The following is a 25,781-nucleotide window of genomic DNA, read 5'->3' on the forward strand; positions in this document are numbered from 1 at the left end:
GGACTCTGAGGGTAGAATTGGTCATGGCGTATCACCTCTGTTAATTGAGATTCTTCGCGGGAATCAATCAGCAGGATACGCCACCTTCTCTATCTCCCCCATACACCAGAAATCACCATAACTCCAGCCATGGACGAGGGGTGTTATTTCTTACAAAGTATGATTTTTGCCAGTAAAGGCTTGGTTTTTTGAAACGATATCCTCAATATCCGTATGGAGCATGGTGCTCAAACGGGGGATAAACATGGCAAAGAATATTCGCGGTAACCAAGATGGGAAAAATGGCGAAAACCAAACTTACACCATCCTAGGGCGAGGGATCGTACCTCGTGAAAAGCTCATTGAAGAGCTAAAAGAAGGCAAGCATCCTGACTTTCATGTTTATGAGCGCAATGGTGTCGAGTATGTGAGAGCCGATCCAGATAGCACTCAGCAAAACAATGTTGATAAGGACTAGTGTCATGATGCCGATAAATCTACTTATCGGCATAAAATCAACAACTTAAGGAGGTGCTAGGTCATGCAGGTGACTCTTTCCGACACGGTTAAGCAATTTAGGTATGCACTGGATCAGCTTGATTGGGGAGCAATGCCTATGGGTTTTCATAACTTTCCCTCCGGTACTTGCGGTGATATCAGCGACATTCTCGCTAACTACCTACGCTCTCGTGGTATTGAAGAAATTGAGTATGTATGTGGTACTTTTCCTGATGGAAAAAATCATGCTTGGCTAGAGGTTTGTGGTTATATCGTTGATATAACGGCGGATCAATTTCCTGATGTATCTCAGAGTGTTATTGTCACCAGTGCTAGCCCTTGGCATGAAAAGCTAGCCGTGAAGAAGCGGCGGAAAGCTGGTTTCATCGTTAGAGCCGATACGCCCGTTACTGCCTATCTAAACCGCGTTTACAACGCTGCACTTGATGTGCTTCAGAGAAGTTCGCAACCAGTTGGCAGCAACTAATTCCCCAAGGGGCCGCTGGCCCCTTTGTTCTATCCACAAGCCTGACTGCGCATAATGAAACGTTCTGTTAAATGGGTTCAGGGAACAATAAAACAGGTTGGTATGACACTTTATTGTTCTTGGGTGTGATCCAATGGGGGCAGATCTCGCCAGTTGGTATGACACTATTACCTCCGTGAGGGATGTTCATAACCATGAAACGTTGGCCTACCGTCAGATCTGGTATGAAACTCTATTACTCGCCCACAGCTGGCCACATTCGTTACCGTTGCCCCGCCTGTCCGCACGTGTTTCAGCTCACCTACACCTATGAAGCCCGCAAGCCTGGCGTCAAAGACAAGATTGTTGATATGGCGTTCAACGGCTCAGGTGTTCGTGATACTGCTCGCGTGCTCAAGATTGGTATCAACACCGTCATACGTGCCTTAAAAAACTCACCCCAAGGCAAGTAACCTCCGAAAAGGTGGTGCTCGATGACGTGGCGCTTATCTGTGAACTTGATGAGCAATGGGCCTATGTCGGCAATAAACAGCATCGACATTGGCTTTGGTATGCCTTTGATACCAAAAGAAAACGAGTGGTGGCCTATACCTTTGGCCCACGCAACCATGAGACATGCCGTCGGTTGCTGAGCCTGCTTTCTCCGTTCCAGATTGGCTTTATCACCAGTGATGACTGGGGAAGCTATGCCAGAGAGGTGCCGAGCGAGATGCATCTGACCGGGAAGATATTCACCCAGCGTATCGAGCGTAACAACCTAACGCTCAGAACGCGCATCAAGCGATTGGCTCGCAAAACCATCTGCTTCTCTCGTTCCGTTGAGCTCCATGAGAAAGTGATTGGTGCCTTTATCGAAAGGCACCATTTCAACTGATTGGAGGCATCACCTAAATACATTAGAAATAGTTTAAAACTAAGTTTAGTAAGACTGACTTCATAAGAACTTTTCGCATGAGAAATCCTGATGTTTTCTCATGCGAAAAAAAACACCAACAAAAACAATGTTTTATCTTGAATCGTTCATCATCCAGCATGAAATCCGCATTTATTTTTTCCGTTCTTTTAACCTCAGGATTTCCTGATGAAGATTGAAGTTTTCAAATAATAGTGATATTTCTCGCTCAAGACTCTCATCTAACATATTTTTTAAATAAACAACTTTTTCCCTATCTGCGTCATGCTGTACATTAGGGTCTTTCATAAGGAGACCTTGTTCAGCAAGTCTTATGTCATTAATTAGTTTCTCATGACTTGCTCTAGATTTTTTAATTGAGCCACGAGTTCGACCAGCCTCTAAAGCGACCGTGTCATTATTAATTTTACTTCCTGTCGGTACTATTTTTTGCTTACCTTCAACTAACCGTTGTAAAGCCTCATAATAATCATTTATTGAATTCATTCCGCCCCCCATTTATATTTATCTCTAAATCCGAGCAAGTAATCCAACTCTTTCTTTTCCTTCCTCCATTCAAAAGAACCTTCATCAAGCATTTTAATTAAATTTGTTTGGTCCAGAATTATTTTATCTAGTTTATCCCTTTTAATAATGGCACTGGCGCAATCTAAGCACTCCGTAAATGGGTTTGTTATCCGCTTGTCGCACTCACCAATTAACGTGCATCCACCTAAGAAAGTCTCCCTATATGAAAGCTCTCCCTTTTGAAACTTTTTAATAGTCTCTGCCTTATCATTAAATATAATCGTGTGCTCGGATGATGACTGACGATTTACGATTAAGCCGTGAATACCAGCCAATTTTGAATTCTCATCAAAAATCACATTGAGGTATGATTGTGCCTGTGAAAAATGCTGTGACCTTTGATATTCATTCGCAAAATGGTCTGATTTCGGATTTATTATATTGACCGCTAACTCACTCCCTTTCGCATAATACAACGTCATCTCTGTCGTTATATGCTTTAGTTGAAGTTTTAGTGATGGTAATGACACAAGACCAGAATGTGATGCATATAATGCCAATGATCTTCTAGCTTGATGACTAGTGAATGGCCATTTTTCACCAACTTTAATTTTTTCGTCCTTATCCCAATTCCTAAATGGCTCAATTATCTTAAGCTCATCAATATCTGAGTTAGTAATCTCGAGTGTTTTCTCTGATACATACTGATTTATTTTAATACTAGTGATCGCACGAGCCTCTTGTTTAACCCCTGGTGAGAATGGCAATTGAGTTATGCTTGCAAATAGAACTCTATCTTCATCATGAACTCTAATCTGAGAAGCTGAATATATAAGATCAGAGATTTTTCTTGCTAAATGTATTGAAGTAACACCATCGTTATTCGTCACCCATTTTGCTTTCAAATTTATTCCGTGATTGAATTTTGTTGTAAAACCTTCTATAAGATAATGCACTTTCCCATTTAATATATGCTCTTTAATACAATTATAAGGAAGCGAATCGACCTCACTAATACGCATTCCAGAAAAAATCTGTATAGCTACCGCAACACATTTTTGTATAAATGAACATGCAGATGACAATCCTTGCCGATCCATCCTTAAATTATGACGACTGAAAAATGATACCAAGCCATATTCTTCTAACAAATTTAGAAAACTAGCTTTCCCAGGTTCCAAATAAACCCTCTCTCCTCTAGCTCTTTTTTTCTTGAGCCCACCTCTTCCAAGCCCTAGAAGAGGATCTTCAATACAGCGGTTAGATAGTTCTATTATCTTGTCTATTGATGATGATATGTCATCTAAATCATCTTTAACAACTTTGATAATATTTGAATATATTCTCGATGGTATAGGTGGATGTTGATAAAGACCACTTATATATTCATGCTTTTTTCTACTTATGGATAAAAGAATTCCTTCCTTATCCGACCTCATAACATTAATATCAAAAAGCAAGTGACAATGCCGAATCAACATACCTAATTTAGACATACGGCCTTGATTAATCGAATTAGAAAAACCATCAATGTATTTATTATTCGAAAAGAACTGTTTATAGGTTAAGTTTTTATCTACAAGATAAAGGCCCAACGCTCTAAGCAAGCTAAGATAGCTACTAAGAGTTCTAAATGAAAGGATTGGCCCTTTTTTCATCCATATTAAAGAAAAGAATATCCACTTCATTTCCTTTTTTAAACATAAGGAAAAAATGGTCTCATTATTTAGCTTCACGTAAAAATTGAATGTCGCTTTTTTCCCATTATTATAGATAGACCAGTTCCACATATCATCCAAATAATACGATAGGGGCTTCCCTTCCATGTCTCGACTAACTACAAATTCGCCCTTAGGCTCCATCCCAATATAATACAAACAATCAGGTTTAGATTTTTCATTTTGTATATTCACGTTGCTATTATATAAAACATCATGTTTCATTTACAGTAACCTATCTAACATCATTATTTTGTAGTCCCAATAACTACCATATGTTTGGTTTGACTCTGAATCGGAGTCAATTATCTTGACCATCCGATAGAGTTCCTCACCTCTACTAGATATTTGATTGAGAATATCGGTTAGCCGTTCCAGTATCGGCTTGTGTATTCTATCTAACTGCTCCAGCGATGACCCAAGTTCACCAAGCTTATTTAAGTAAGCTCTAAATCCAAATATTTTTAATATATCATTATGATCAGCATGAATGACATATTTATCACAGAACAAGCAACTCTCAGGTTTAAAACAGTCAGGTATTATTGGATTGTTCTCATGAATAACGGAGCATCCTCCTATAGAAGTAGCACTTCCAACCACACGACCAGACTCAACAATAGTCACTTTAGACAGTTGTTCTAAGAAAAATGACATCTCATTTATGCCTTTAGTGGATGAGCCATTTACATATCTTCGTTTTACTGTATCCACGGTATTCTGTAGGGCCATCGCCGTTACAGCTACATCAGCGTTTTGAATATACCATTCACTCTTAAATGCTCTCCACATGCGTGATGTTATATTCGGAATGCTTTCAAACACTCGAGATAGTTGCTTGTTAAATTGGTACAGACTTCCCCATTGTATTTTTACAGGTTGCCGGCCTCTTATTTTTGAGAATGTAAAGAATAGATATTTAAATTCCTTTCCATCTAAAATAAAACTTCGTAATGAAATGAAACGTTTAAATATAGGAAAAAAGCTCCCTTGTATTTCAAAATATACATTCTTATTTCCAGCGCGAGCTTTTATCTGATAGAACCGATGACTAACTCTCTCTGCATTATAATAACTAGCATCCCATTCAAGCATTATCAGCTGCTGTAAATTCATTCCTGTATTAGCCAAAAATAGATGAATAAATGAAAATACAGCAAAGTTGTATACCCCTAACCTAGATGTATGCATGGGATCACTATTTGCACGTTCAATCAGTTTCTTTGCATTTCTAATTGCTGCTTTCGCATTTCTTTCAGATGCATATAAGTGTTTAACTTCTTCTAACTCATATAACCCTCCACGACTATGGTTATATACACCCTGTCTGTTTTTTGTTTCCAAGTTTTTCATCCACTGGACAGTGGGAAAAATCCAAACTCTTTCTTGCGTTGATTCTACATCCTGCATTGGAATCATGTAGGGGTATGGCAATGATTCAATAATGAATGCCGCTATACTGTTAAACAGACACTTACAAATTGAGAGCAGCTGTTTCACAGCTTGCTCATCAGGGGGATCAGTTGGCGTATATCCACGAGTCATGGTTATTAAATGGAGGTGCTCTTTAAAATCTATATCAAAAAGTCGACTCATATAAGTCAGCATTGCATGTTGTAAATTTACTGTACTCTGACTTTTTAGTTCTCCTCTTCTTAATTTATGCTTGAGTTCATTTATAAAAGCACCACATGCATTGATTGCATCATCTTTACTACGCAGCACATCACCATGGCTATTTAAGTCACACCAATCCATAAATCTAATAAATCCCTTAGTCATTCTAGACAAGGTTATAGGTTTCACATTAGATATTATGAACTCATCTGAAATTATATTTATAATTTTTTTAATCGCATCTATTCTATGAGGTATTATGCTATCACTAACAACTTCTCTACTTTTCCGCCACGTAGCCATGCTTTTTCTTCGCGAATAGCATAATGACCCAATATCACAGCGCCCAACATCAGAAAAGATCAATACAACTTTCTCTGGCATTATTGGAACGATATGATTTTCAAGTGGTAAAGTAACATGAATAGACTCTCTTAATATATAATGTTCACTCATACAGCCCACCTATAAGCTGTTTAATATAACTTTCATAATCATCCTGATATTGCGTCAGGGTATTAATCTCACGACTATATTTTAGATATCCATCTGTCGTACGATAGTTAGAATGTCCCATAGCCGTTTTAACAAACTCTCTAGCTTGATGCAGACTTATCATACCTTTATCAACCATTAGTAACTGAAGCTCACTAATATTAAGTCCGAATGTGGCTCTCAAGTCATGAAATCGAAATGTGAAATCATCAACTTTCAGTTTAACTCTCATGATTGGAATTATCTTGTTTGCTAAAAACTGCCGAACAGACTGGCCATTACTTATATAAGTAGTCACATAACCATCAAGGAACGTTTCTCTCTCCTCATTTGGCATATAGTATGGAGAACCTTGAGATGTGAGGAAAACCAATCTAGATACACTTGCAGGTTTAGCCTTATCGCTTCTCTTTCTTGCCCTTTGACTATTTACATATGTTTTAACTTTCAAATAAAGCCAGCCAGGAACTGAAATTACCGTTCGTTTATTATTTTTTGAGTCTACCCCAGTGCCAAACCCAATCGAAATCATTTTATACTTATCACCAGAGGCTAATTCCTCTAGAAAAACTGAACAAGGCAGAGTTAAAATAGTTTGAATTCTCGCTCCGGTGAAAAGTGCTAACATGAAAATCAGCCGCATCTCTATATTTTTATTTTCTAGTAAAGTTTCAATTAGTGCTTTTTGTTCCTTTTTAGTTAATGGCTTAAGAGCACCCCCATCATAAATGGCTAACTGGTTATTACTGTTCTGATTTTTTACCTTTATAGATAAATCAGTTTTTACAATCCTAATTTTCTTCATTAAACCAAAGGTATCAGAGACATTAATATAGATATCCTTCTCGCTCCATAAAGATGATGTCATATCTATTAATCCTGCAACTTTCATCCATCTATAGAATCCAATAACACTAGACATTCTTCTTTTCGCCGTATTGAACGAGATTTTTTTATCATTACACAGTGACATCAGGTGGTATTTATATTGATAATACGGCCTCATCGATTTTCTTTCTGGTATATATGTAACCTCAAGCTGCTCATCATATAGAAACTTTCTATAAGCACTTAAATCATATGCCAAGTTATGTAATGTCAGCATATTAACACCAATAACCCCAACAGCTCGTACAAGTAGATATATTGTCCCTTCTTTCCAAACGGAGTTGTCGTAATTTAATAAGATAGGAAAGCGATTGAATTTCATCGAATGATAAGAGCTCATACTTTCCGAGTCTTTATAATAGTATAGATATTCTCCAACTTTTCTTTTTTTAGCCTCAGCATCCTCACTCGAACTTATGTTCGACAATATCAATCTAGGCAAAATATATACGCCAATATTCATTCCACTCTTCATATGTACCATGGAATCTACCCTCCAAAGTCAATTTGGAACTGAGGTTATGTACATAAAGTATAGACATACACATATGGGGTTATTGTAAAAACATACACATATGCCCGAATTCGAGCGCAAGGTACTCGACTCTCTGCGCGAACCGCTGGAGACGGGCCACATCACCATCAGCCGGGCCGCCCGTCAGGTGGATTTCCCCGCCCGATTCCAGCTGATCGGCGCCATGAACCCCAGCCCATGCGGCCACTATGGCGACGGCCAGACCCGCTCCAGCCCGGATCAGATCCTGCGCTACCTCGGCAAGCTCTCCGGCCCCTTTCTCGACCGCTTCGACCTCACGGTGGAGGTGCCGCTGCTGCCCAAGGGGAGCCTCACCGGCAAAGCGGAGCGGGGGGAGTCGAGCCAGCAGATCCGCGATCGGGTACTGGCGGCGCGGGAGCGCATGCTGAGCCGCAATGGCAAGCTCAACAATCTGCTGGATAGTCGCGAGATAGAGGATATTTGCCGATTATCGCCGCAAGATGCTGAGTTTTTGGAGAACGCCATCCAGAAGCTGGGGCTCAGCATCCGGGCCTGGCACCGTATCCTGCGAGTGTCACGTACCATCGCCGATCTGGCAGGACAGCCCGCCATCGGCAAGGAGCATCTGATCGAGGCGCTCGGCTACCGCGCCATGGATCGGCTGCTGTCACGGCTGCGCAGCGGCTGAATAGGCCGAATTGCGTAAACTGAGTCCCTTGCTGCCGAGAGCGCTCTCCATGGTCTCGCGAGCGATCGGCTGATATTATAGCCACAGATCTGACCACTTGATGACCCTTTATCGACAGCAAGACGGACCCGAACTCATGCCCAACAAGCTGACAGAGCGACTGCGCGGCAGCCTCTCCACCCTGCTCTATTTTTTCAACACCCTCTTCTGGTGCATCCCCATCTTCTTGCTGGGTCTGCTCAAGCTGCTGCTACCGCTCACGGGCTGGCGAACCCTCTGCAACGCCCTGCTCGATGGCTGTGCCAGCTGCTGGATCGGTTTCAACAATCTTATCCAGAAAACCATCATCAAAACCCCTTTCGAAGTGGTCGGAGTGGACAAAGGGAGCCGGAATGAGTGGTATCTGGTCATTGCCAACCATCAATCCTGGGTAGACATACTGGTACTGCAGCGGGTTTTTAATCAAAAAATCCCGTTTCTGAAGTTCTTTCTCAAGAAAGAACTGATTTGGGTGCCTTTTCTCGGTCTGGCCTGGTGGGCGCTCGACTTCCCCTTCATGCGACGCTATTCCCGTAAATTTCTGGAAAAAAGGCCACATCTGAAGGGAAAAGACATAGAAACAACGCGCCAGGCCTGTGCCAAATTCCGCCACATTCCGGTGAGTGTGATGAACTTCGTGGAGGGCACCCGCTTCACCGCCCACAAACACGACAAACAGGCCGCCCCCTATCGCCACCTGCTGCACCCGAGAGCCGGGGGCATCGCCTTCACCCTGGCGGCCATGGGCGATCAACTGCACAAACTGGTGGATGTGACCATCGCCTACCCGGGCGGTATCCCCAGCTACTGGGACTTCATGTGCGGCCGGGTCGGGCAAATCAAGGTTCAGGTCCGCTATTTGCCGATCGACCGCAAGCTGGTGGGGGATTACTTCAATGACCCCGAGTTCCAACAAGAGTTTCAACAGTGGCTGAACGGGATCTGGCACGAGAAAGACCAGACCCTGAGCCAGCTGCTGGCAGACAAGACGCAGTAAACGACGCCCATGCTAACCCTGCTCCCCGGCCCCCTGGTGCTGCTCATCAGCACCAGCCTGACCATTTTGTTCACCGCCCTGTGCGCCAGCCTGATCCTGCTGGTGTCGCTGGCCAAGCTGCTGCTGCCCATTCCGGCCTTTGGCCGCGCCTGCAGCCGGCTCAACAACCGTTGCATGAGGCTGTGGCTCGGTTGCAACGCCCTGGTGATCCGCCTCACCACCCGCATTGACTGGCAGGTTGAAGATGACTCTCAACTACGCAAGGATGGCTGGTATCTCATCGTCAGCAATCACATGAGCTGGACCGACATAGTGGTGCTGGGCCATCTGTTCCGGGACAGGTTGCCGGTGCCCAAATTCTTCATGAAGCACGAGCTCATCTACATACCGCTGCTGGGACTCGCCTGCTGGGGGCTGGACATGCCTTTCATGCGCCGCTATTCACGGGCGTTTTTGCTACGCAACCCGCATCTGCGCGGCAAGGACATAGAGAGCACCCGCAACGCCTGCGAAAAGTTTCGCCACATCCCCACCACCGTCATCAACTTCGTGGAGGGCACCCGCTTCACCGAGCCCAAGCGGGATGCGGCGCGCTCCCGCTACCGTCACCTGATGCCGCCCAAGGCAGCCGGGCTCGCCTTCACCCTGGCGGCCATGGGGGAGCAGTTCGACAGCCTGATCAACGTCACCATCCGCTATCCGGACAACGCAGAGACCCCGTTCAAGGACTTCCTGATGGGACGGGTAAAACGCATTCAGGTGCACATCGAGGAGCTACCGGTGGATGAGGCGCTGGTCGGCGACTACTTCAATGACAAGCAGTTCAAACGGGGTTTTCAGGAGTGGCTAAACCAGCGCTGGCAGGAGAAGGACCAGCTGCTGGACGGCTGGCAGCGGGATCAGGAACCGCTGCCTGTGGCCGCCAAAGAGGAATCCAAAGAGAGTGCAGAGGCCAGCTCGGCCAACTGATCTTCCGAGAAAACGGCGATGCCGTGCCGACGCAGCAGGGCCGTGGTCTTGCCCTCACCCACCACAGAAACGCCTTCGAAGCGGCCGTTGTAGATACGGCCGCTGCCACATGAGGGGCTCCCCTCCTTGAGCAGGGCGAAGCAAATGTCCTGCGCCTGACAGAGCGCGAGGGCCAGCTCGGCGCCGCGATCAAACTCGGTCGTCACATCCAGCCCGCTCGCGGTCACCACCCGCTCGTCCTGTCGCTCGGCAGGGGGACGCGGGGTCGGCAAACCTCCCGCCACTTCGGGGCAGAAGGCCAGCACTCGCCCTTCGGCACCCAGCGCACTCAACCAGTCGCTGACAATTCCCTTGCTATGGCCGTCGTAACGCACTGGCTGACCCAGCAAACAAGCACTCACCAGCACACGAACGGGATCCGCACTCATGCTTCTGCTCCATGCATCACCTGATCGAACATCACGCAGCAGGGACTCTCCAGCCGGTAGAGAATGGCGGGACGCTGCTTGCCGGTACGCTTGCGGCCGGTATCCACCAGAATGTCGGCGCGATGGATCCGCTTGCGAAACGCTGCCGTATTCATAGGAGTTTGCAGGATAATTTCGAAGGCGCGCTGCACCTCTGAGAGGGTGAACTCGGGCCCCAGCAGTTGCAGCGGCAAGGTGCTGTAGCGGCTCTTGATCCGCAGCCGCTCCAGCCCCTTGGCAATCAGCTGGGGGTGATCGAAGGCGAGGCTGAGCCCCGGCAGGTTGGAGAGCGGATGCCAGCAGCCGTGAATGGCCTCGATCCCGGGATCGACCAGACAGAGATAGACCAGGGTCGTGGACCAGCCACGGGGATCCCGCTCAAGATTGCCGAGGGTGCAGACCTGCTCGCTGTAGCAGTGGCCCAGCCCCCACTCCGCCAGCAGGCGGCGCTGGGCGGCATCGAGATCCCGATCCAGTGCCTCGTCGATGCGCAAGCCGGGTAGCTGCCAGCAGTGGGCAAAGGGGGGGCGATCACGGGTCTCGAGCAGCAGCTCGATCCGCTCGTCATGCAAGCGCAGCACCACCATATCCAGACTCATTCTCAACATGCCGATCGCCCTGCTCGCCTTCGATTAATGTTTGGTAGATAATATCACACGAATAGTATGTGCAGGAGCCACTCAATGGGAACCGTCGCCAGCCTGGATATTGATGCGCAGAAGGGATTTACCCCCCTCTGCCCGAACGAACTGCCCGTCGCGGGCGGTGATGATATTGTGGCTGCGCTCAACGCTCAGGCCACTCTCGCCACGCTGCGGATCGGCAGCAAGGACGCTCACCCCGCCAATGCCGACTGGGCCGTCTCCGATCCTGCCGGCATGCTGCTGCCGCTGAATCTGCCCAACGCCGACCTCACCTGGCCGGTGCACTGCGTACCGGGCACCCGGGGGTTCGAACTGCTCGATGGTCTGCCCGCTCCCATCGATTACGACTTCTTCGTCTGGAAGGGGATCGAGCCGGATCTGCATCCCTACGGCACCTGCTTCCACGATCTGGCCGAACAACGCAGCACCGGGCTCATCGAGTTTCTGCAAGCCCGCAAGGTCAGCACAGTGCTGGTCGGCGGCCTTGCCACCGACTACTGCGTCAAGACCAGCGTGCTGCAGCTGCGCCACGCCGGTTTCCGGGTGATCGTCCATCTCGATGCCTGCCGTGGCATCGCCCCCGAGACGGTTGCCAGCGCCCACACCCAGATGATCGAGGCTGGCGCCGAACTGGCCCAGACCCTGATCGATGTACAACGCCTGCTGGACGCCTGATATGCCACCGATTCTCACCAGCCTGCTCGACACCGACGCCTACAAGCTGCATATGCAGCAGGCGGTGTTCCATCGCTATCCGGATGCCGAGGTGGTGGCCGAATTCCACAGCCGCAACGAAGAGGATCTGCTGCCCATGATGGGCCAGATCGAGGAGCAGCTTCGCCTCGCCGGTTCCTTGCGGCTGACCAGACCCGAGCTCAATTTTCTGGCCGAGCGCCCCTTTTTCACCCCTGACTACCTCGACCACCTCCGTCGCAAGCCGCTCGATGCCTCCCTGTTGAAAGTGTTCGAGCAGGATGGCCGCATCAATGTGCGGGTCGAAGGGCCCTGGCAGGATGTGATCCTGTGGGAGATCCCGGTGCTCGCCATCATCAGCGAGATGCGCAACCGCTTCCGCTACCCCCAGTTTGGTGTCAGCCAGGCGCTGGAGCGGCTCGATCAGAAGATCGACAAGCTGGAACATACACTCAGCGCAGAGGAGATGAGTGAGTTCAACCTCATCGATTTTGGCACCCGCCGCCGCTTCTCCCACGCGGTGCAGGATGCCGTGGTGGGCCGCCTCAAGGAGCGCCTGCCGGCGTTTCGTGGCACCAGCAACTACCTGCTGGCCCAGAAATACCACTTGTCGGCTGTGGGCACCCAGGCCCACGAGTGGTTCCAGGCCCATCAGCAGCTCGGCTTCCCGCTGGAGCACAGCCAGCGCGCCGCCCTCACCAGCTGGCTGGATGAGTTCACCAACCACCTCGGTATCGCCCTGACCGACTGCATCACCATGGATGCCTTCTTGCGTGACTTCGATTTCGAGCTGGCCAGCCGTTATCAGGGGCTGCGCCATGACTCGGGCGACCCCGTGGTGTGGGGCGAGAAGGCCATCAGCCACTACCAGCGGCTCGGCATCAACCCCACCGACAAGACGCTGGTCTTCTCCGATGGGCTCAACCTCGACAAGGCCGTCGAGTTGTTCCGTCACTTCCGGGGCCGTATCAACACCAGCTTCGGCATCGGCACCAAGCTCACCTGCGATCTGCCCGGCGTCAGTCCCATGAACATCGTGTTCAAGCTGATGGAGTGCAACGGCGGCCCGGTGGCCAAGATCTCCGACAGCCCGGGCAAGACCCTGTGCCGGGATGCGGACTTCATACGCAACCTCAAGCAGGCCTTTCACGTCGGGGTCTGATCTTCCAGAGCACCAGAAAACAAAAAGCCCGCCGGTTCGCACCGGCGGGCTTTTTTCATGATGTCAGGCAACCATCAGTCTTTCTTGGCCAACAGGAATTTCACCAGCTGGTTGAACTGCTCCTGGGAAGTAATGGATTCGATCTTCACCATGTACTTGCCATTGACCAGGAAGGCCGGCACACCGCGAATGTTGTAGCTCTCGGTGTTGCGATCGAACTGGGAGACCATGCCGGAGACGGCGAAGCTGTCGACGGCACCGTCGAACTCTTCCGCTGACACGCCGTTGTCCACAAAGATCTGCTTCACGTCATCGCGACTCATCGGCGGCTGACGCTGGGTGTGGATCTTGGTGAAGATGGCCGGAGTCAGCTTGGCTTCGGCATTGAGCAGACTGGCGACGGCGTAGGCACGCTGCATCTCCGGACCCATCTCGCGGCCGAGGAAGGCAACCGGGTTCTTCTTGAGGGGTACCCCCTCTGGCAACCCAGCCTTCAACTGTTCAACGATCGGTTCGAAGGTGGCGCAGTGCGGGCAGTAGTAGGAGAAGAACTCCATCACTTCCGGCTGGGCAGTGCCAGTCTGTTTGACCACATCGTAGTTGACGCCTTCCTTGAACTCGGGGGCGGCGTGAACCATGGGGATCATCAGCATGGCAGCAAGGAAAAATAAAACTTTTTTCATGATGTTTCCTGTTAAGGGATCACTGTGAGGCACGCCCGGCGAACCGAAGCAGTGCCAAGCCTATTGTGTCGCCATCCCGCCGTCAATGGTCAGAGCAGGAGTTCGAGTCCCTTCTGTCGCTCAATATCCCCTCAATGTCACCAGTTTGGCATCAGGGTCAACGGCGGCGCCTTAAGCGCTTCCAGCTGATCGTGCAGGATGGCGATTTGCTGGCGCCAGTAGTGATCGGTATTGAACCAGGGGAAGTGACGGGGGAAAGCGGGATCTTCCCAGCGCCGCGCCAGCCAGGCCATGTAGTGGACGATCCGCATTGCCCGCAGCGGCTCGATAAGCGCCAGCTCACGCGAGTCGAATTCCATGAACTCCTCGTAGCCCGCCAGCAGGGTATCGAGCTGGATCTGCTGCTCGTGGCGCTCGCCGCTCAGCATCATCCAGAGATCCTGGATGGCGGGACCGGTACGACAATCATCAAGATCGACGAACATGGGGCCATCGCGCCACAGGATGTTGCCCGGGTGGCAGTCGCCATGCAGGGAGATCTGAGCCACATCCAGGGTCATGGCATCGCTGACATGCTTGATCAGCTCGTCGAGCACCCCGAAAAATTGCTTGGCCAACCCGCTCGGCAGCCACTCGCCGGACGCCAGCAGCTGACGCGGCTCGTGCAGCATGCTCTCCACATCGAGCCGGACCCTGTGATGGAAGGGGCGACAGGCGCCTATCTGGTGGATGCGGCCGAGGAAACGCCCCACCCACTCCAGCTGGTCGAGGTTATCCACCTCGAACTGGCGGCCACCGACGCTCTGCCAGATGGCAAAGGGGTAGCCTTCGTGCTCCAGCAGGGTTTCGCCAGCGAAGGCGAGCGGCGCGGCGACCGGGATCTCCGCATCCCAGAGACGCGTAGCGAACTCATGCTCCTCGAGGATCTGGGCCCGACTCCAGCGGCCGGGACGATAAAACTTCACCACATAGCGGCGACGATCCTCATCCTGGAACTGGTAGACCCGGTTCTCGTAGCTGTTGAGCTCGATAAGGCCGGAGTCGAGCCGCAGGCCGCTGAGATCCAGCGCATCCATGATGAGATCGGGATTGAGGTCGGAATAGTTGAAACGCATGTCATCCACCATAAGAAAGGGGCGCCGTTGCGCCCCAGTCTATCACTACTCGGTTCAATGGCGTTCAACCCAACCGGTTGCGCCACGCTTTCCCGTCATCACTACGGTCACTGGGGGCCTGAACTGACCGGTCAGCCCTCGCCTTTCCCGGCATCACAGCCGGCTGATAAACTTGCTGGCCTGGCGCAGGGTGCCCTTGCTGTCGTCCGGCGCCGCGCCATCCCGCTTGAGCACAAACTGGATGTCCAGGGTCGGCTTCTTCAGGTTGAAGGGGTCAACGGCCACGCTCACCGGCAAGGTGTAGATCTCGCCCGCCTTCAGGGTTACGTCGCGCGGACCAAACCACTGGTGCTCAGGTAACCCTTCCACATCCAGCTGATAAGTCTGGGCATGCAGGGTCTTGTTGAGGATCTTGAGGGTGTAGGTGTTCTCGATGAGCCCCTCACTGTTCTCGCGGAACAGCTGGTTGCGATCCCGCAGTATGTCGAGCCCCATCGGCATGATGGACATGGCATTGTAGACGAACACCCCCAGCATGATGACCATCACCAGGCCATAGCCAAGCAGCTTGGGCCGCGCCACATGGGTGCTGTTGTGGGCCAGCTTGTGCTCAGTGGTATAGCTGATCAGCCCCTTCGGATAACCCATGCGATCCATGGTCTGGTCACAGGCATCGACGCAGGCGCCGCAGTTGATGCACTCGTACTGCAGACCGTCGCGGATGTCGATGCCGGTCGGGCAGACCTGCACGCAGAGATCGCAGTCGATGCAATCCCCCAGCCCCAGCGCCTTGTGATCCACCTTGCGGGCACGGGCACCACGGCTCTCGCCACGCTTGGTGTCGTAGCCGACGATGAAGGTGTCCTTGTCGAACATGGCGGACTGGAAGCGGGCATAGGGGCACATGTGGATACACATGATGGCGCGCATCCAGCCTGCGTTGCCGTAGGTACAGGCGGCAAAGAACAGCACCCAGAAGATGACCCAGCCACTCGCCTGCAGGGTGAGAACGTCAGGCACCAGCTGGAATGCATCCTGGAAATAGGCAACAAAGGTAAGACCGGTGCCGAGGGAGAGCAGGATCCACGCCAGATGCTTTGCGCCCTTGCGGGCCAGCTTCTCGCCACTCCAGGGAGCCGCATCCAGCCTGCGCCGTTTATTGGCCGCCCCTTCCAGCTTCTCTTCGAACCAGATGAACATGAAAGTCCACACCGTCTGCGGGCAGAGATAACCACACCAGACCCGGCCGAGGAAGGTGGTCACGAAGAAGAGCCCGAAGGCAGCGATCATGAAGATCCAGGCCAGCAGGGTCAGATCCTGCGGCCAGATGGTTGCACCGAAGATATGGAACTGCTGATGATCGATATCGAACAGCACGGCCTGACGACCGTCATAACGCAACCAGGGCAAGGCGACGAAGATCACCACGAAGAACCAGCCCATGGCCTTGCGTACCCGCTGCCAGTAGCCGGGTTGCGCCCTCACATAGATGCTGTTGCCGGGATTGAACCTGTCGTCGCTGGCTTTGAAGGTATTGGGGTTATACGTCCCCGTTACATCGCCGGTGACATCCTTGATATCGATCTTGTCCTGGTCGGCCATTGCAACACTTAGCTCCACTCATTAATTGTTATGGAGCGGATTATATCTTAAACAACCTGCTAATTGTGTGGGTAAAATGTATCTAATGTTCGAGTGACGTCGCAATTTCAAGCAACAAAAAAGGCGTGTCGCCAGTTGACGAAACACCTTTTTGAGAGATTCTCTTGAAACCATCTTTTGGCGCTATTTGCACCGCGCCGGAATCACTTGATGCCACGGGCCTTGAGCAGAGCTTCCTTGAAATCGGGTACATGATCCTTGGCCAGGCCGGGGATCATCGCCTGCTTGTCGGACTCCCGCATCTTGAGGTGGTAGATCAGCATGTCGTCGGTCAGGTCGGGCAAGGCACCCTCATAGCGGGCTTCCGCCGCCAGTTTGGCAACGAATTGCACCAGGCTGAGGTCCTGTTCCTTGATCCAGGCAGGCTGCAACAACTCCAGCAGCTCTTCGATACGATGACATTGCATAGACAACCTCTTTAAATCTGTCATGTGAAACTCAGGCAACCTTACCCATCAAGGCTACTTCGATACGATCCCGCCCATTATGCTTGGCCTGATAGAGGGCCGCATCCGCTTTTTGGATCAACTGGGCGATGGAACTGCTCTGATCCGGCACCAGGGTCGCCACCCCGAAGCTGCAACTGACCCGGTTGGAGACCAGGGATTTCTGGTGAGGTATGCCCAGTTCCTTGAGCGCCACCCGCACGTTTTCTGCTATCTGCAGCGCCCCCTGCATGCTGGTACAAGGCAGCAGCAGAGCAAACTCCTCTCCGCCGTAACGAGCAGCGAGATCATCCTCGCGGCGCTGCACCTCGGCCAGCAATCCCGCCACTTGCTGCAGGCACTCATCACCCAGCTGATGACCATAGAGATCGTTGAATTGCTTGAAGTAATCCACATCCACCAGCACCAGTGACAGGGGGGTGCGTGCGCGATGACAGCGGCGCCAGGCGCGCTCCAGGCTGTCATCCAGATGGGCGCGATTGGCGATGCCGGTCAGACCATCCAGCCGGGAGGTGAGCTTGAGATGCTCTGAGACCGCCTTCAGCTCGGCCACCAGATCGGCGTTGGAAAAGCGATGATAGAGGGAGGCGACCTGATCCCGCCGCAGACGGCGCAGCAGCGTCGGCAAGAAGACAAACAGATAGCCCGCCAGCATGCAGGAGACGATCCGCTCCTGCTCGTTGCCGACCCCCAGCTCGAACAGCATGGCGAGCCCGAGTGGCAAGACGGCACCGTAGAGGGAACGGCGGCTGCCAAACAGCATGATGGCGCTGCCGGTGAGGATCAGACTGGAGAGCATCATCATGGCAGCGCGATAGGTGTCGGGCAGCTTGTCCATGTAGAGCAGCACGCCGAGCGCCCAGATGATGGAGGTGATGGTGACCCCGATGAAAAGCTCGCGCTCCAGCACCGGCAAGGGGATCTGCGTCAGCCTGGGCTGACGCCAACGCAGGTGCCAGCCGCGACAAAACAACAACAGGCTGACCAGTCCCAACCAGCCGAACGCCTCGCCGGCGGGCAGGTAATCGTTGAACAACAGGCTCCAGCCGAGCGCCAGCAGACCCAGACAAGGCAGGCTGAATGAGGCGTGAGTATAGAGCTGGGCCATGATGGCCTGCTTCACCTGACGTGTCACACTCTGAGTCAACTGTGTACTCCCTGTACAAAAGCCGCACAGTCTACCACTCCCCCTTCCGGACCAACAATCAAACGTCTGTTATTAAGCGGTTAGTCAACCGCGCTCCAGCTCGTCCAGGATCGGGCACTCGGGACTTTCATCCCCGTGGCAGCAGCATACCAGCCCCTCGAGGGAAGCCAGCATGGCCTGCAAGCCGGCGATGCGAGCCCGCAGATCGACGATCTTCTCCTGCGCCAGTTTCTTCACCTGGGCACTGGTTCTGTGCTCGTCCCGGTAGAGCGCCAGCAGCTCCTGGCACTCCTCCAGATTGAAGCCGGTCTCCCGCGCTCGCTTGACGAAGCGCAGCTCCCGCAGTGCCCCCTCGGTGTAGCTGCGATAGCCGTTATCGCTGCGCACCGGCGCCGAGATGAGACCGATACTCTCGTAGTAACGGATGGTCTTGGCGGTCAGTCCCGTCGCCTTGGCTACCTTGCTGATATTCATGGATGACTCCTTAGCGGTTCGATTCAGTGCTGACATGGTGACCGGCATGGGTGCCCGTCTTGGGCTGCCAGCGTTTCAGTAACAGGGAATTACTCAATACCGTGATGCTGCTCAGGGCCATGGCCGCCCCCGCCAGCTCGGGGCTGAGATACCCCAGAGCCGCCAGCGGAATGCCGATGATATTGAACACGAAGGCCCAAAACAGATTTTGCTGTATGGTGCGCCAGGTGGCCGCCGAGATGTCGATGGCATCGGCCACCAACCGCGGATCCGACCGCATGAGCGTGATGGAGGCCGTCTCCATCGCCACATCGGAGCCGGAGCCCATGGCGATGCCGACATCCGCCGCGGCAAGCGCGGGGGCATCGTTCACCCCATCCCCCACCATGGCCACCAGCCCGCTGGTTTGCGCCCGCAGCGCCTCGACTTTTTCAACCTTGCCTGCGGGCAGCACGGAGTCAAACGCCCCGTCCAGCCCCAGCTTGGCAGCGATATGGGCCACGGGGGCCGGCGCATCGCCGCTCACCAGCCAGCTGGCGATGCCACGCTGGCGCAGGGTAGCGATGGCTTGCGCACTCTCGGGGCGCAGGGTATCGGCCAGTGCCGCGATACCGGCCACCACGCCGTCGATGGCGACCCAGACCCGGGTCGCGCCGTCGGCGGGCTGTTCATCCTGCTGCGGTTGATCAATGCCGAGCTGAGCCAGCAGGGATCCATTGCCGATGGCGACCCTGTGGCCTGCCACCTGACCGACAATACCCGCACCGACCCGCACCTCCACCGCCTCCGGCTGGGGCAGCGCCACTTCTGTGCCGACGGCCTCGCGCATCGCCAGTGCCAGCGGATGCTCGCTCGCCTGCTGCAAGGCGGCAGCGAGCCGTAACTGCTCGTCACTGCCGCTCCAGTTCGCCAGCACCGGCCGCCCCTGAGTGAGCGTACCTGTCTTGTCGAAGATGAGCGCCTTGATGGCGTGAGCCTTCTGCAGGGTATCCACGTCTTTGATCAGGATGCCGTGACGGGCTGCCACCCCGGTACCAGTGACGATGGCTGCCGGCGTCGCCAGTCCCAGCGCGCAGGGACAGGCGATCACCAGTACGGCCACGGCGGCCAGCAGCGCCTGACCGAAATCGTTGCCGATGGCGTACCACACCAGCAGGGTGAACAGGGCGATCGCCATCACGACCGGTACAAACACGGCGGAGACCTTGTCCACCAGCTGTTGCAGCGGCGCCTTGCCCATCTGGGCACTCTCCACCAGCGCGATGATCTTGCTGAGGCTGGACTCCTCCCCCACAGTCGTGGCTTCAATCTCCAGCACCCCGGAGCAGTTGATGGCGCCGCCCAGCACCTTGTCGCCCGCACTGCGCGGCACCGGCAGGCTCTCGCCGGTGAGGATCGACTCGTCCAGCTCGCTGGCGCCGATCACTATCTTGCCATCCACCGGCACACGCTCGCCCACCAGCACCCGCAGCCGATCACCGCGCAGCACCTCGTCGATGGCCACGCTCTGCCAGCGCTCGCCACGCCAGACGGTGGCGGTTTCCGGCCGCAGCGCCATCAGTTCGCGAATGGCGGACTGGGTGCTGCGGCGGGCGCGGGCCTCCAGCAGTTTGCCCAACGAAATCAGGGTAATGATGATGGCGCTCGCCTCGAAATAGAGCTTGCCACTGGCGGCCATCCCCAGAGTCAGCAGCAGGTAGAGGCTGTAGAAGTAGGCGGCACTGGTGCCGGTCGCCACCAGCACATCCATGTTGGCGGAGCGGTTCTTGAGGGCAAGCCAGGCACCGCGATAGAAGCGGGCTCCAATCCAGAACTGCACCGGCGTGGCGAGCAGCAGCTCCAGCCAGGCGGGCAGATGCCAGGGGAGCAACCCCGCCATAGCGATCATGCCCACCAGCAGCGGCAGGGTCAGCAGGGCCGAAATAACAACCTGGATCAGCGCCTTGTGCGTGGTGGCAGCTTCCTGCTCTTCACGGGCCTGCAGCTGTTGGCGGCGCGCACTGGCCGAGCCCTGCACCAGCTGGGCACCAAAGCCGAGCGCCTCTATATGTTCGCGTAGCGAGGCCGGGGTCTGCATGCCGGGCACCAGCTCGATGCGGGCCTGCTCGATGGAAAAATTGACCTCGGCCGAGAGCACGCCCGGCAGCGCCGCCAGCATCTTGTTGAGACGTGCGGAGCAACCGGCGCAGGTCATGCCGCTGATCTGGAAGGAGAGGGTTTCGTGGCCGTAGCCGTAACCCTGCCCGGTGATGCTGTCGAGTACCGCGGGCAAGCGGGCCGGGTCACCCAGTTCGATGGCCACCTGCTCCAACGCGAAGTTGACGGTTGCCGTCACGCCGTCGAGCTTGTTGAGTGCTGTGCTGATGCGGCTGGCACAGTTGGCGCAGCTCATGCCACTGAGCGGCAGTTGCAGATGAATGGGGTGTTGAAGTGGGGTGCTCATGCTGTTCCTCCTCGGAACCAATCGGCCGAACTGGCTGCCGACCGCCAAACCCTAACCTTTACTGTAAGGGCAAGCTCAAGCCACGACTCGCACTTTTTAAACATGAAAAAACGGCGCCCGCCCCTACCGGATTACCCGGGCAAGAGGCGAGCGCCGATGCATGGCTTGTTAGCGCTAGAACAGCGGGTGATCAGATGCCGTATTGGGCGCGGTAAGCCTGCATGGCCGCCAGTTGCGCCGCCAACTCCGGCTGCTCGGCCTGCTTCTCTTCCAGATAGGCAATCAGATCACTCATCTGGATGATGGCGATGATGTGAGCGCCGTAGTCACGCTCCACCTCCTGAATGGCGGAGAGCTCGCCCTTGCCCTTCTCCTGACGGTCCAGCGCGATCAGCACGCCTGCCAGTGAGGCGCCGTTGGCCTGGATCAGATCCATGGATTCGCGGATGGCGGTCCCGGCGGTGATGACGTCGTCCACCAACATGATGCGCCCCTTGAGCGGGCTGCCCACCAGATTGCCGCCTTCGCCGTGATCCTTGGCCTCCTTGCGGTTGAAGCACCAGGGCACATCCACATCGTGTTGCTCGACCAGCTGCACGGCGGTAGCGGAGGCGATGGGGATCCCCTTGTAGGCCGGGCCAAACAGCACATCGAACTCGATGCCGGCATCCATCAGGGCGGCGGCATAGAAGCGGCCGAGGCGGGCCAGATCGCGGCCGCTGTTGAACAGACCGGCGTTGAAGAAGTAGGGGCTTTTACGACCGGATTTCAGGGTAAATTCACCGAATTTGAGGACCTGTTTCTCCAGGGCGAACTCGATAAATTGACGCTGGTAGGCTTTCATTCTGGCTCCTTGCTTGGCTTGTCGTTTACTGGTGTGGGGTATAAAAAAACGCGGTCAGTGCCGCGTTTTTCAAAACAGAAATCAGGAGAGTGACTGCTTCTGCAGCGCAATGATCTCTTCAATGCCGCCCTTGGCGAGCCCCAGCATCGCCAGCAGCTCTTCATGGGTGAAGGGCTCGGCCTCTGCAGTGCCCTGCACCTCGATGATGCGACCATCTTCGGTCATCACCACGTTCATGTCGGTCTCGGCGGCGGAGTCTTCGATGTACTCCAGATCGCAGATGGCTTCGCCCTGATACATGCCGACAGAGACGGCGGCGATCATCTGCTTGAGCGGACTCTGCTTGAGCATGCCCTTCTCGACCATCCAGTTCAGCGCATCCACCAGCGCCACACAGGCACCGGTAATGGAGGCGGTGCGGGTGCCGCCATCGGCTTGCAACACGTCACAGTCAACTGTGATGGAGTGCTCACCCAGTGCGGTCAGGTCTACGGCCGCGCGCAGGGAGCGGGCGATCAGACGGGAGATCTCCAGGGTACGGCCGCTCTGCTTGCCAGAAGCCGCTTCGCGGTTCATCCGGGAGTGAGTGGAGCGCGGCAGCATGCCGTACTCGGCAGTGACCCAACCCTGACCCTTCCCTTTCAGGAAGCGCGGAACGCTGGTGTCGACGCTGGCGGTGCAGAGCACGCGAGTGTTACCGAACTCCACCAGCACTGAGCCTTCTGCATGTTTGGTGAAATTGCGGGTAATGGTAACCGGGCGAAGTTGCGCGGCACTGCGATCGCTTGGACGTGACATGGAACGGACCTCTGGGCTGGCTGAATTGGCGCAGGAGTATAAGTGATCCAGCCCCAAATATCAGCCGCTAAGACGCTGTTCCTGATCGGTCGTGAGTGGTGAGGAACCGAGCAGGAATCCACGTTTATCGCCCTCAATGAGGATTCAGTGCAGCACCGGGCCGGGCTCAACACAGTCCCACAAAAGCCGGAACAGGTTCTAAAGCCACAGCCATGGCTGACGGGACAAGTCTGGCTGAGTATACTGGCCGCACACTTCATCAAGCCCGGAACAATCAATGATTCACAGCATGACCGCCTACGCCCGCAAGGAATTCAAGGGCGACTGGGGCACAGCCGTTTGGGAAATTCGTTCGGTCAACCAGCGCTATCTGGAAACCTATATCCGTCTGCCGGAGCAACTGCGCAGCCTGGAGCCGGTGCTGCGTGAGCGTTTCCGTGCCAAGCTGCAACGCGGCAAGGTGGAGTGCAACCTGCGTTTCGAAGCCGCTCAGGCGGCCGCCAGCCAGCTGCACATCAATGAAGAGCTGGCCAAGCTCATCATCGACAGCGCCAACTGGGTAATGAAAGAAGCGGGCCAGGGCCAGCTCAACCCGGTCGACGTGCTGCGCTGGCCGGGTGTCATGGCCGCCGCCGAACAAGACATGGACGCCGTCGCCACCGAGCTGCTTGGCGGGTTTGACCAGACCATGGAAGACTTTATCGCCTCCCGTGCCAGCGAAGGGGCCAACCTCAAGAACTTGATCCAGCAGCGTCTGGATGGCATCCAGGTGGAAGTGAAGAAGGTGCGCATACACCTGCCGCAGATCATCGAATGGCAGCGCCAGAAGCTCACCGATCGCCTGACCGAGGCCAAGGTGGAGCTGGATCCGGCCCGAATCGAGCAGGAAATCGTGCTGCTGGCCCAGAAGATCGACGTGGCCGAAGAGCTGGATCGCCTGGAGATGCACATCAGCGAAACCATCAAGATCATGAAGAAGGGTGGCGCCTGTGGCCGCCGTCTCGACTTCATGATGCAGGAGTTCAACCGCGAGTCGAACACCCTCGGATCCAAATCCATCAACGCCGAGGTGACCCAGTCCGCCGTCGAGCTGAAGGTACTCATCGAGCAGATGCGGGAACAAATTCAGAACATCGAATAGTTTTTTCACCCGCCCAGGCAGCTCTTGAAAGCCCCGTATTACCTTGTGAATAGCAGGGTAGATACAGGGCTTTTTTCATTTTACCGGCCACATAGATGGGCCGATGTCGGTGACAACCGGCATGCCGCGCCTGCTTGTTTTGTTCGACGATGATGGCTCCCCGTTCGCCGCAAAGGGTCATGTTGAGGCGAACAGCATGGCGGCCGGGAACATAACTCAGCAACTCGGGCTCATGTTGCGTAACCGGATACCCGCCTACAGGAGATCTTTCAGCCGGGTTAACAGCGCTTTACGGCTGTTGTTCGCCACCACAAATCGCTTAAAGCGCTGGGCAAACGCGGGGCTATCGCCTTTGCACTGATAGGCTTCCCACAACTGATGCACATAGCGTGATGCCGCATCGTAGCCACTGGCGCACGTGCGATCCGCCTGTTCTTGTGCTTGCTGCCAAGTGTGTTCGCGCTGATGGTAGATATCCGTCAATGCTTTCTCTTTTTCCGCTTTTTCAAGCGCCATTTTCTTTGCGATCGCGTCGGCTTGCGCTTGCTGTAATTGGCGTTGCGCTTGTGCAACGTAAGGCGTAATCACGTCGGGAGTTAACCAATAGTGATAGGCTTCATCCTGGTTGGCCGAGTCTTTTCGCGTCATCGCCAAGGCTTGATGACGGGTTAACTGGCCTTGTTCAAACAGCGTGCTTAATAGCGTCTGTTTCTCCGCGTCAGTGAGATGATGAAACCAGCCGTCAAACTGCAACTCGGCCTGTTTGGCTGGGTGACTGGGGTGTGCATTCAGCACCATCGCCAGTGCGTTAACCCAAGCCAAGGGAATATCATAAAGGGTGGCAAACGCCTGCACCTCCTCACTGAGGTGCTCAAAATCGAAATGAATTAAAGGTACCCCGTCAACTTCTTCATTAAATTCGCACTCTTTCAGCCACATAAAATAGACAAGACGCCAATCACCCTGAATTAAGGCACTGCGCAAAGCGGCTAAGTGTTGGAAAAAGTCGTCAGCCTGTTCATCGTCAAAGTATTCGCCGTACTCTTCGATAGAAAAAGTCAGCAATTGCCATTCATCGCGTTCATCTGCATGAAGGCCATCGAGCGAAACGCCGAGTAACGCCTCGGGGATCGTGCCGGCAGGCAGCTTGATATAAGCATCAATGGAACCCCAATTGGCATAGTAAAAACCGATGTCGAAATATTTTAACATCAGCTCAGCAGGCTCAGCCTTCAAGTCACTGTAGGTGTAATAGACCTGAAAAGCGGTCGCGGTAATCTCGGCTCGACTTGAAATGGCTCTGAGTGCCTGGCGGGCGTGAGGGGCTAACTGCCCGTCCACACGCTCAAACTTGTAGTATTGATATTCGCTCACGATGACCTTGCTATCGGTTAAGGGTGAATTGAAAGGTTTGCTGTAACAAAGGCTGGATATGAACCCTTCTGGCGACCGGCTCAGCGTTGATATAACGCTTCGGCTCAATCGTCACCAATCCCCAGTATTGTAAAAATCGTTCAATAAACCGTGATTCGATGATCATGGATAAGGTTTGTTCCGGTGAAAAGTAATGGTCGGTAGGGATGGTCAAGAGCACATCGGGGAACGCCGTCATCACCTCTTGCACCAACTCGGCAGCACTGTGGTGGCTGACTCTTATACACAAATATTGTGAACTGATTGGCACTTTTCCCGATTTCCAGGATCTGATCTCCTATGTGACTCCCGAACATGGTAACGATCATGCTAACTTTTGCTCTTCATCGTGCGGCCG

Annotated in this window: 24 protein-coding genes and 2 pseudogenes; 9 read left to right on the forward strand and 17 right to left on the reverse strand. The window is 53.4% G+C overall.

All coding sequences use genetic code 11. The features are described 5' to 3' along the window. Positions 1 to 244: 244 nt before the first annotated feature. From GWQ22_RS16650 to GWQ22_RS16660, 3 genes and pseudogenes are all read left to right on the forward strand, one after another. Positions 245 to 457 (forward strand): DUF3892 domain-containing protein, encoded by a 213-nt coding sequence (locus tag GWQ22_RS16650; RefSeq protein WP_275930996.1) that lies wholly within the window; start codon positions 245 to 247, stop codon positions 455 to 457. Between the two features lie 63 nt (positions 458 to 520). Beyond that, positions 521 to 964, forward strand: a complete 444-nt coding sequence (locus GWQ22_RS16655; protein ID WP_275930997.1) for a hypothetical protein — start codon at positions 521 to 523, stop codon at positions 962 to 964. Positions 965 to 1,212: 248 nt separating this feature from the next. Then, positions 1,213 to 1,838: pseudogene (locus GWQ22_RS16660) on the forward strand (IS1 family transposase); the annotation flags it as partial. A 171-nt stretch (positions 1,839 to 2,009) separates the two neighbouring features. Here the strand turns inward: GWQ22_RS16660 and GWQ22_RS16665 are convergent. Genes GWQ22_RS16665 through GWQ22_RS16680 form a run of 4 tightly spaced genes read right to left on the reverse strand, consistent with a single transcriptional unit; the run spans position 2,010 to position 7,565 of the window. Continuing rightward, the gene (locus GWQ22_RS16665; RefSeq protein ID WP_275930998.1) at positions 2,010 to 2,363 is read right to left on the reverse strand and encodes a hypothetical protein; all 354 of its coding nucleotides are present in this window, start codon (positions 2,361 to 2,363) and stop codon (positions 2,010 to 2,012) included. After that, on the reverse strand, positions 2,360 to 4,327 hold the full coding sequence (locus GWQ22_RS16670; RefSeq protein ID WP_275930999.1) for a hypothetical protein: 1,968 nt from the start codon (positions 4,325 to 4,327) through the stop codon (positions 2,360 to 2,362). The genes GWQ22_RS16665 and GWQ22_RS16670 overlap by 4 nt, the downstream gene beginning before the upstream one ends. Beyond that, positions 4,328 to 6,175 (reverse strand): hypothetical protein, encoded by a 1,848-nt coding sequence (locus GWQ22_RS16675; protein WP_275931000.1) that lies wholly within the window; start codon positions 6,173 to 6,175, stop codon positions 4,328 to 4,330. It abuts the gene before it with no gap. Beyond that, positions 6,168 to 7,565, reverse strand: a complete 1,398-nt coding sequence (locus GWQ22_RS16680; RefSeq protein WP_275931001.1) for a hypothetical protein — start codon at positions 7,563 to 7,565, stop codon at positions 6,168 to 6,170. Before GWQ22_RS16680 ends, GWQ22_RS16675 begins: the two co-directional genes overlap by 8 nt. Positions 7,566 to 7,677: 112 nt before the next feature. Between GWQ22_RS16680 and GWQ22_RS16685 the strand changes: the two are divergent. From GWQ22_RS16685 to GWQ22_RS16695, 3 genes and pseudogenes are all read left to right on the forward strand, one after another. Then, a pseudogene (locus GWQ22_RS16685) lies at positions 7,678 to 8,286 on the forward strand (ATP-binding protein); the annotation flags it as partial. A gap of 136 nt (positions 8,287 to 8,422) precedes the next feature. Then, positions 8,423 to 9,322, forward strand: coding sequence for an acyltransferase (locus GWQ22_RS16690; protein ID WP_275931002.1), 900 nt, complete (start codon positions 8,423 to 8,425; stop codon positions 9,320 to 9,322). Positions 9,323 to 9,331: 9 nt separating this feature from the next. After that, positions 9,332 to 10,291: an acyltransferase gene (locus GWQ22_RS16695; RefSeq protein WP_275931003.1), complete on the forward strand. Its 960-nt coding sequence runs from the start codon at positions 9,332 to 9,334 to the stop codon at positions 10,289 to 10,291. Here GWQ22_RS16695 and GWQ22_RS16700 read toward each other — a convergent pair. Together GWQ22_RS16700 and GWQ22_RS16705 are read right to left on the reverse strand one after the other, a co-directional pair. After that, complete coding sequence (locus GWQ22_RS16700) at positions 10,222 to 10,719, reverse strand: DUF523 domain-containing protein (RefSeq protein WP_275931004.1); 498 nt, start codon at positions 10,717 to 10,719, stop codon at positions 10,222 to 10,224. The genes GWQ22_RS16695 and GWQ22_RS16700 overlap by 70 nt on opposite strands. Then, the gene (locus GWQ22_RS16705; RefSeq protein WP_275931005.1) at positions 10,716 to 11,366 is read right to left on the reverse strand and encodes a DNA mismatch repair protein MutT; all 651 of its coding nucleotides are present in this window, start codon (positions 11,364 to 11,366) and stop codon (positions 10,716 to 10,718) included. The genes GWQ22_RS16700 and GWQ22_RS16705 overlap by 4 nt, the downstream gene beginning before the upstream one ends. Before the next feature lie 75 nt (positions 11,367 to 11,441). Here GWQ22_RS16705 and GWQ22_RS16710 point away from each other — a divergent pair, with 75 nt between their 5' ends. Both GWQ22_RS16710 and pncB read left to right on the forward strand, forming a co-directional pair. Further along, complete coding sequence (locus tag GWQ22_RS16710) at positions 11,442 to 12,077, forward strand: nicotinamidase (protein ID WP_042035879.1); 636 nt, start codon at positions 11,442 to 11,444, stop codon at positions 12,075 to 12,077. Between the two features lies 1 nt (position 12,078). Continuing rightward, positions 12,079 to 13,257 carry a nicotinate phosphoribosyltransferase gene (gene pncB, locus GWQ22_RS16715; RefSeq protein ID WP_275931006.1) on the forward strand — a complete coding sequence of 393 codons (1,179 nt, stop codon included), beginning with the start codon at positions 12,079 to 12,081 and terminating at the stop codon, positions 13,255 to 13,257. 74 nt (positions 13,258 to 13,331) lie between these two features. On the opposite strand, the gene GWQ22_RS16720 is transcribed toward pncB, so the two are convergent. The 9 genes from GWQ22_RS16720 to rph all read right to left on the reverse strand — a co-directional run bounded on the left by GWQ22_RS16720 (position 13,332) and on the right by rph (position 22,869). After that, positions 13,332 to 13,940, reverse strand: a complete 609-nt coding sequence (locus tag GWQ22_RS16720; protein WP_275931007.1) for a thiol:disulfide interchange protein DsbA/DsbL — start codon at positions 13,938 to 13,940, stop codon at positions 13,332 to 13,334. Between the two features lie 137 nt (positions 13,941 to 14,077). Next, complete coding sequence (locus GWQ22_RS16725; RefSeq protein WP_042035876.1) at positions 14,078 to 15,067, reverse strand: serine/threonine protein kinase; 990 nt, start codon at positions 15,065 to 15,067, stop codon at positions 14,078 to 14,080. Positions 15,068 to 15,208: 141 nt separating this feature from the next. Beyond that, positions 15,209 to 16,657: a cytochrome c oxidase accessory protein CcoG gene (gene ccoG, locus GWQ22_RS16730; protein WP_042035875.1), complete on the reverse strand. Its 1,449-nt coding sequence runs from the start codon at positions 16,655 to 16,657 to the stop codon at positions 15,209 to 15,211. Between the two features lie 203 nt (positions 16,658 to 16,860). After that, a complete protein-coding gene (locus GWQ22_RS16735; protein WP_275931008.1) occupies positions 16,861 to 17,124 on the reverse strand; it encodes a YihD family protein in 264 nt (87 codons plus the stop codon). A 31-nt stretch (positions 17,125 to 17,155) separates the two neighbouring features. Next, positions 17,156 to 18,310 carry a GGDEF domain-containing protein gene (locus tag GWQ22_RS16740; RefSeq protein ID WP_275931009.1) on the reverse strand — a complete coding sequence of 385 codons (1,155 nt, stop codon included), beginning with the start codon at positions 18,308 to 18,310 and terminating at the stop codon, positions 17,156 to 17,158. Between the two features lie 84 nt (positions 18,311 to 18,394). After that, positions 18,395 to 18,784, reverse strand: coding sequence for a Cu(I)-responsive transcriptional regulator (gene cueR / locus GWQ22_RS16745; RefSeq protein ID WP_042035872.1), 390 nt, complete (start codon positions 18,782 to 18,784; stop codon positions 18,395 to 18,397). A gap of 10 nt (positions 18,785 to 18,794) precedes the next feature. Then, on the reverse strand, positions 18,795 to 21,227 hold the full coding sequence (locus GWQ22_RS16750; protein WP_275931010.1) for a heavy metal translocating P-type ATPase: 2,433 nt from the start codon (positions 21,225 to 21,227) through the stop codon (positions 18,795 to 18,797). Positions 21,228 to 21,417: 190 nt separating this feature from the next. Next, positions 21,418 to 22,071, reverse strand: a complete 654-nt coding sequence (pyrE, locus tag GWQ22_RS16755; RefSeq protein WP_275931011.1) for an orotate phosphoribosyltransferase — start codon at positions 22,069 to 22,071, stop codon at positions 21,418 to 21,420. 81 nt (positions 22,072 to 22,152) lie between these two features. Then, positions 22,153 to 22,869, reverse strand: a complete 717-nt coding sequence (gene rph, locus GWQ22_RS16760; RefSeq protein ID WP_021138508.1) for a ribonuclease PH — start codon at positions 22,867 to 22,869, stop codon at positions 22,153 to 22,155. A 277-nt stretch (positions 22,870 to 23,146) separates the two neighbouring features. Between rph and GWQ22_RS16765 the strand changes: the two genes are divergently transcribed. Beyond that, entirely contained in the window at positions 23,147 to 24,010 is an 864-nt protein-coding gene (locus GWQ22_RS16765; RefSeq protein ID WP_042870412.1) for a YicC/YloC family endoribonuclease, read from the forward strand. A gap of 255 nt (positions 24,011 to 24,265) precedes the next feature. On the opposite strand, the gene GWQ22_RS16770 is transcribed toward GWQ22_RS16765, so the two are convergent. Continuing rightward, the gene (locus GWQ22_RS16770) at positions 24,266 to 25,384 is read right to left on the reverse strand and encodes a hypothetical protein (RefSeq protein ID WP_275931012.1); all 1,119 of its coding nucleotides are present in this window, start codon (positions 25,382 to 25,384) and stop codon (positions 24,266 to 24,268) included. Positions 25,385 to 25,394: 10 nt separating this feature from the next. Further along, positions 25,395 to 25,694, reverse strand: coding sequence for a hypothetical protein (locus tag GWQ22_RS16775; protein WP_275931013.1), 300 nt, complete (start codon positions 25,692 to 25,694; stop codon positions 25,395 to 25,397). Between the last annotated feature and the right edge of the window lie 87 nt (positions 25,695 to 25,781).

This window comes from Aeromonas sp. 1HA1, from assembly GCF_029237385.1.
GTDB classification, from domain to species: domain Bacteria; phylum Pseudomonadota; class Gammaproteobacteria; order Enterobacterales; family Aeromonadaceae; genus Aeromonas; species Aeromonas popoffii.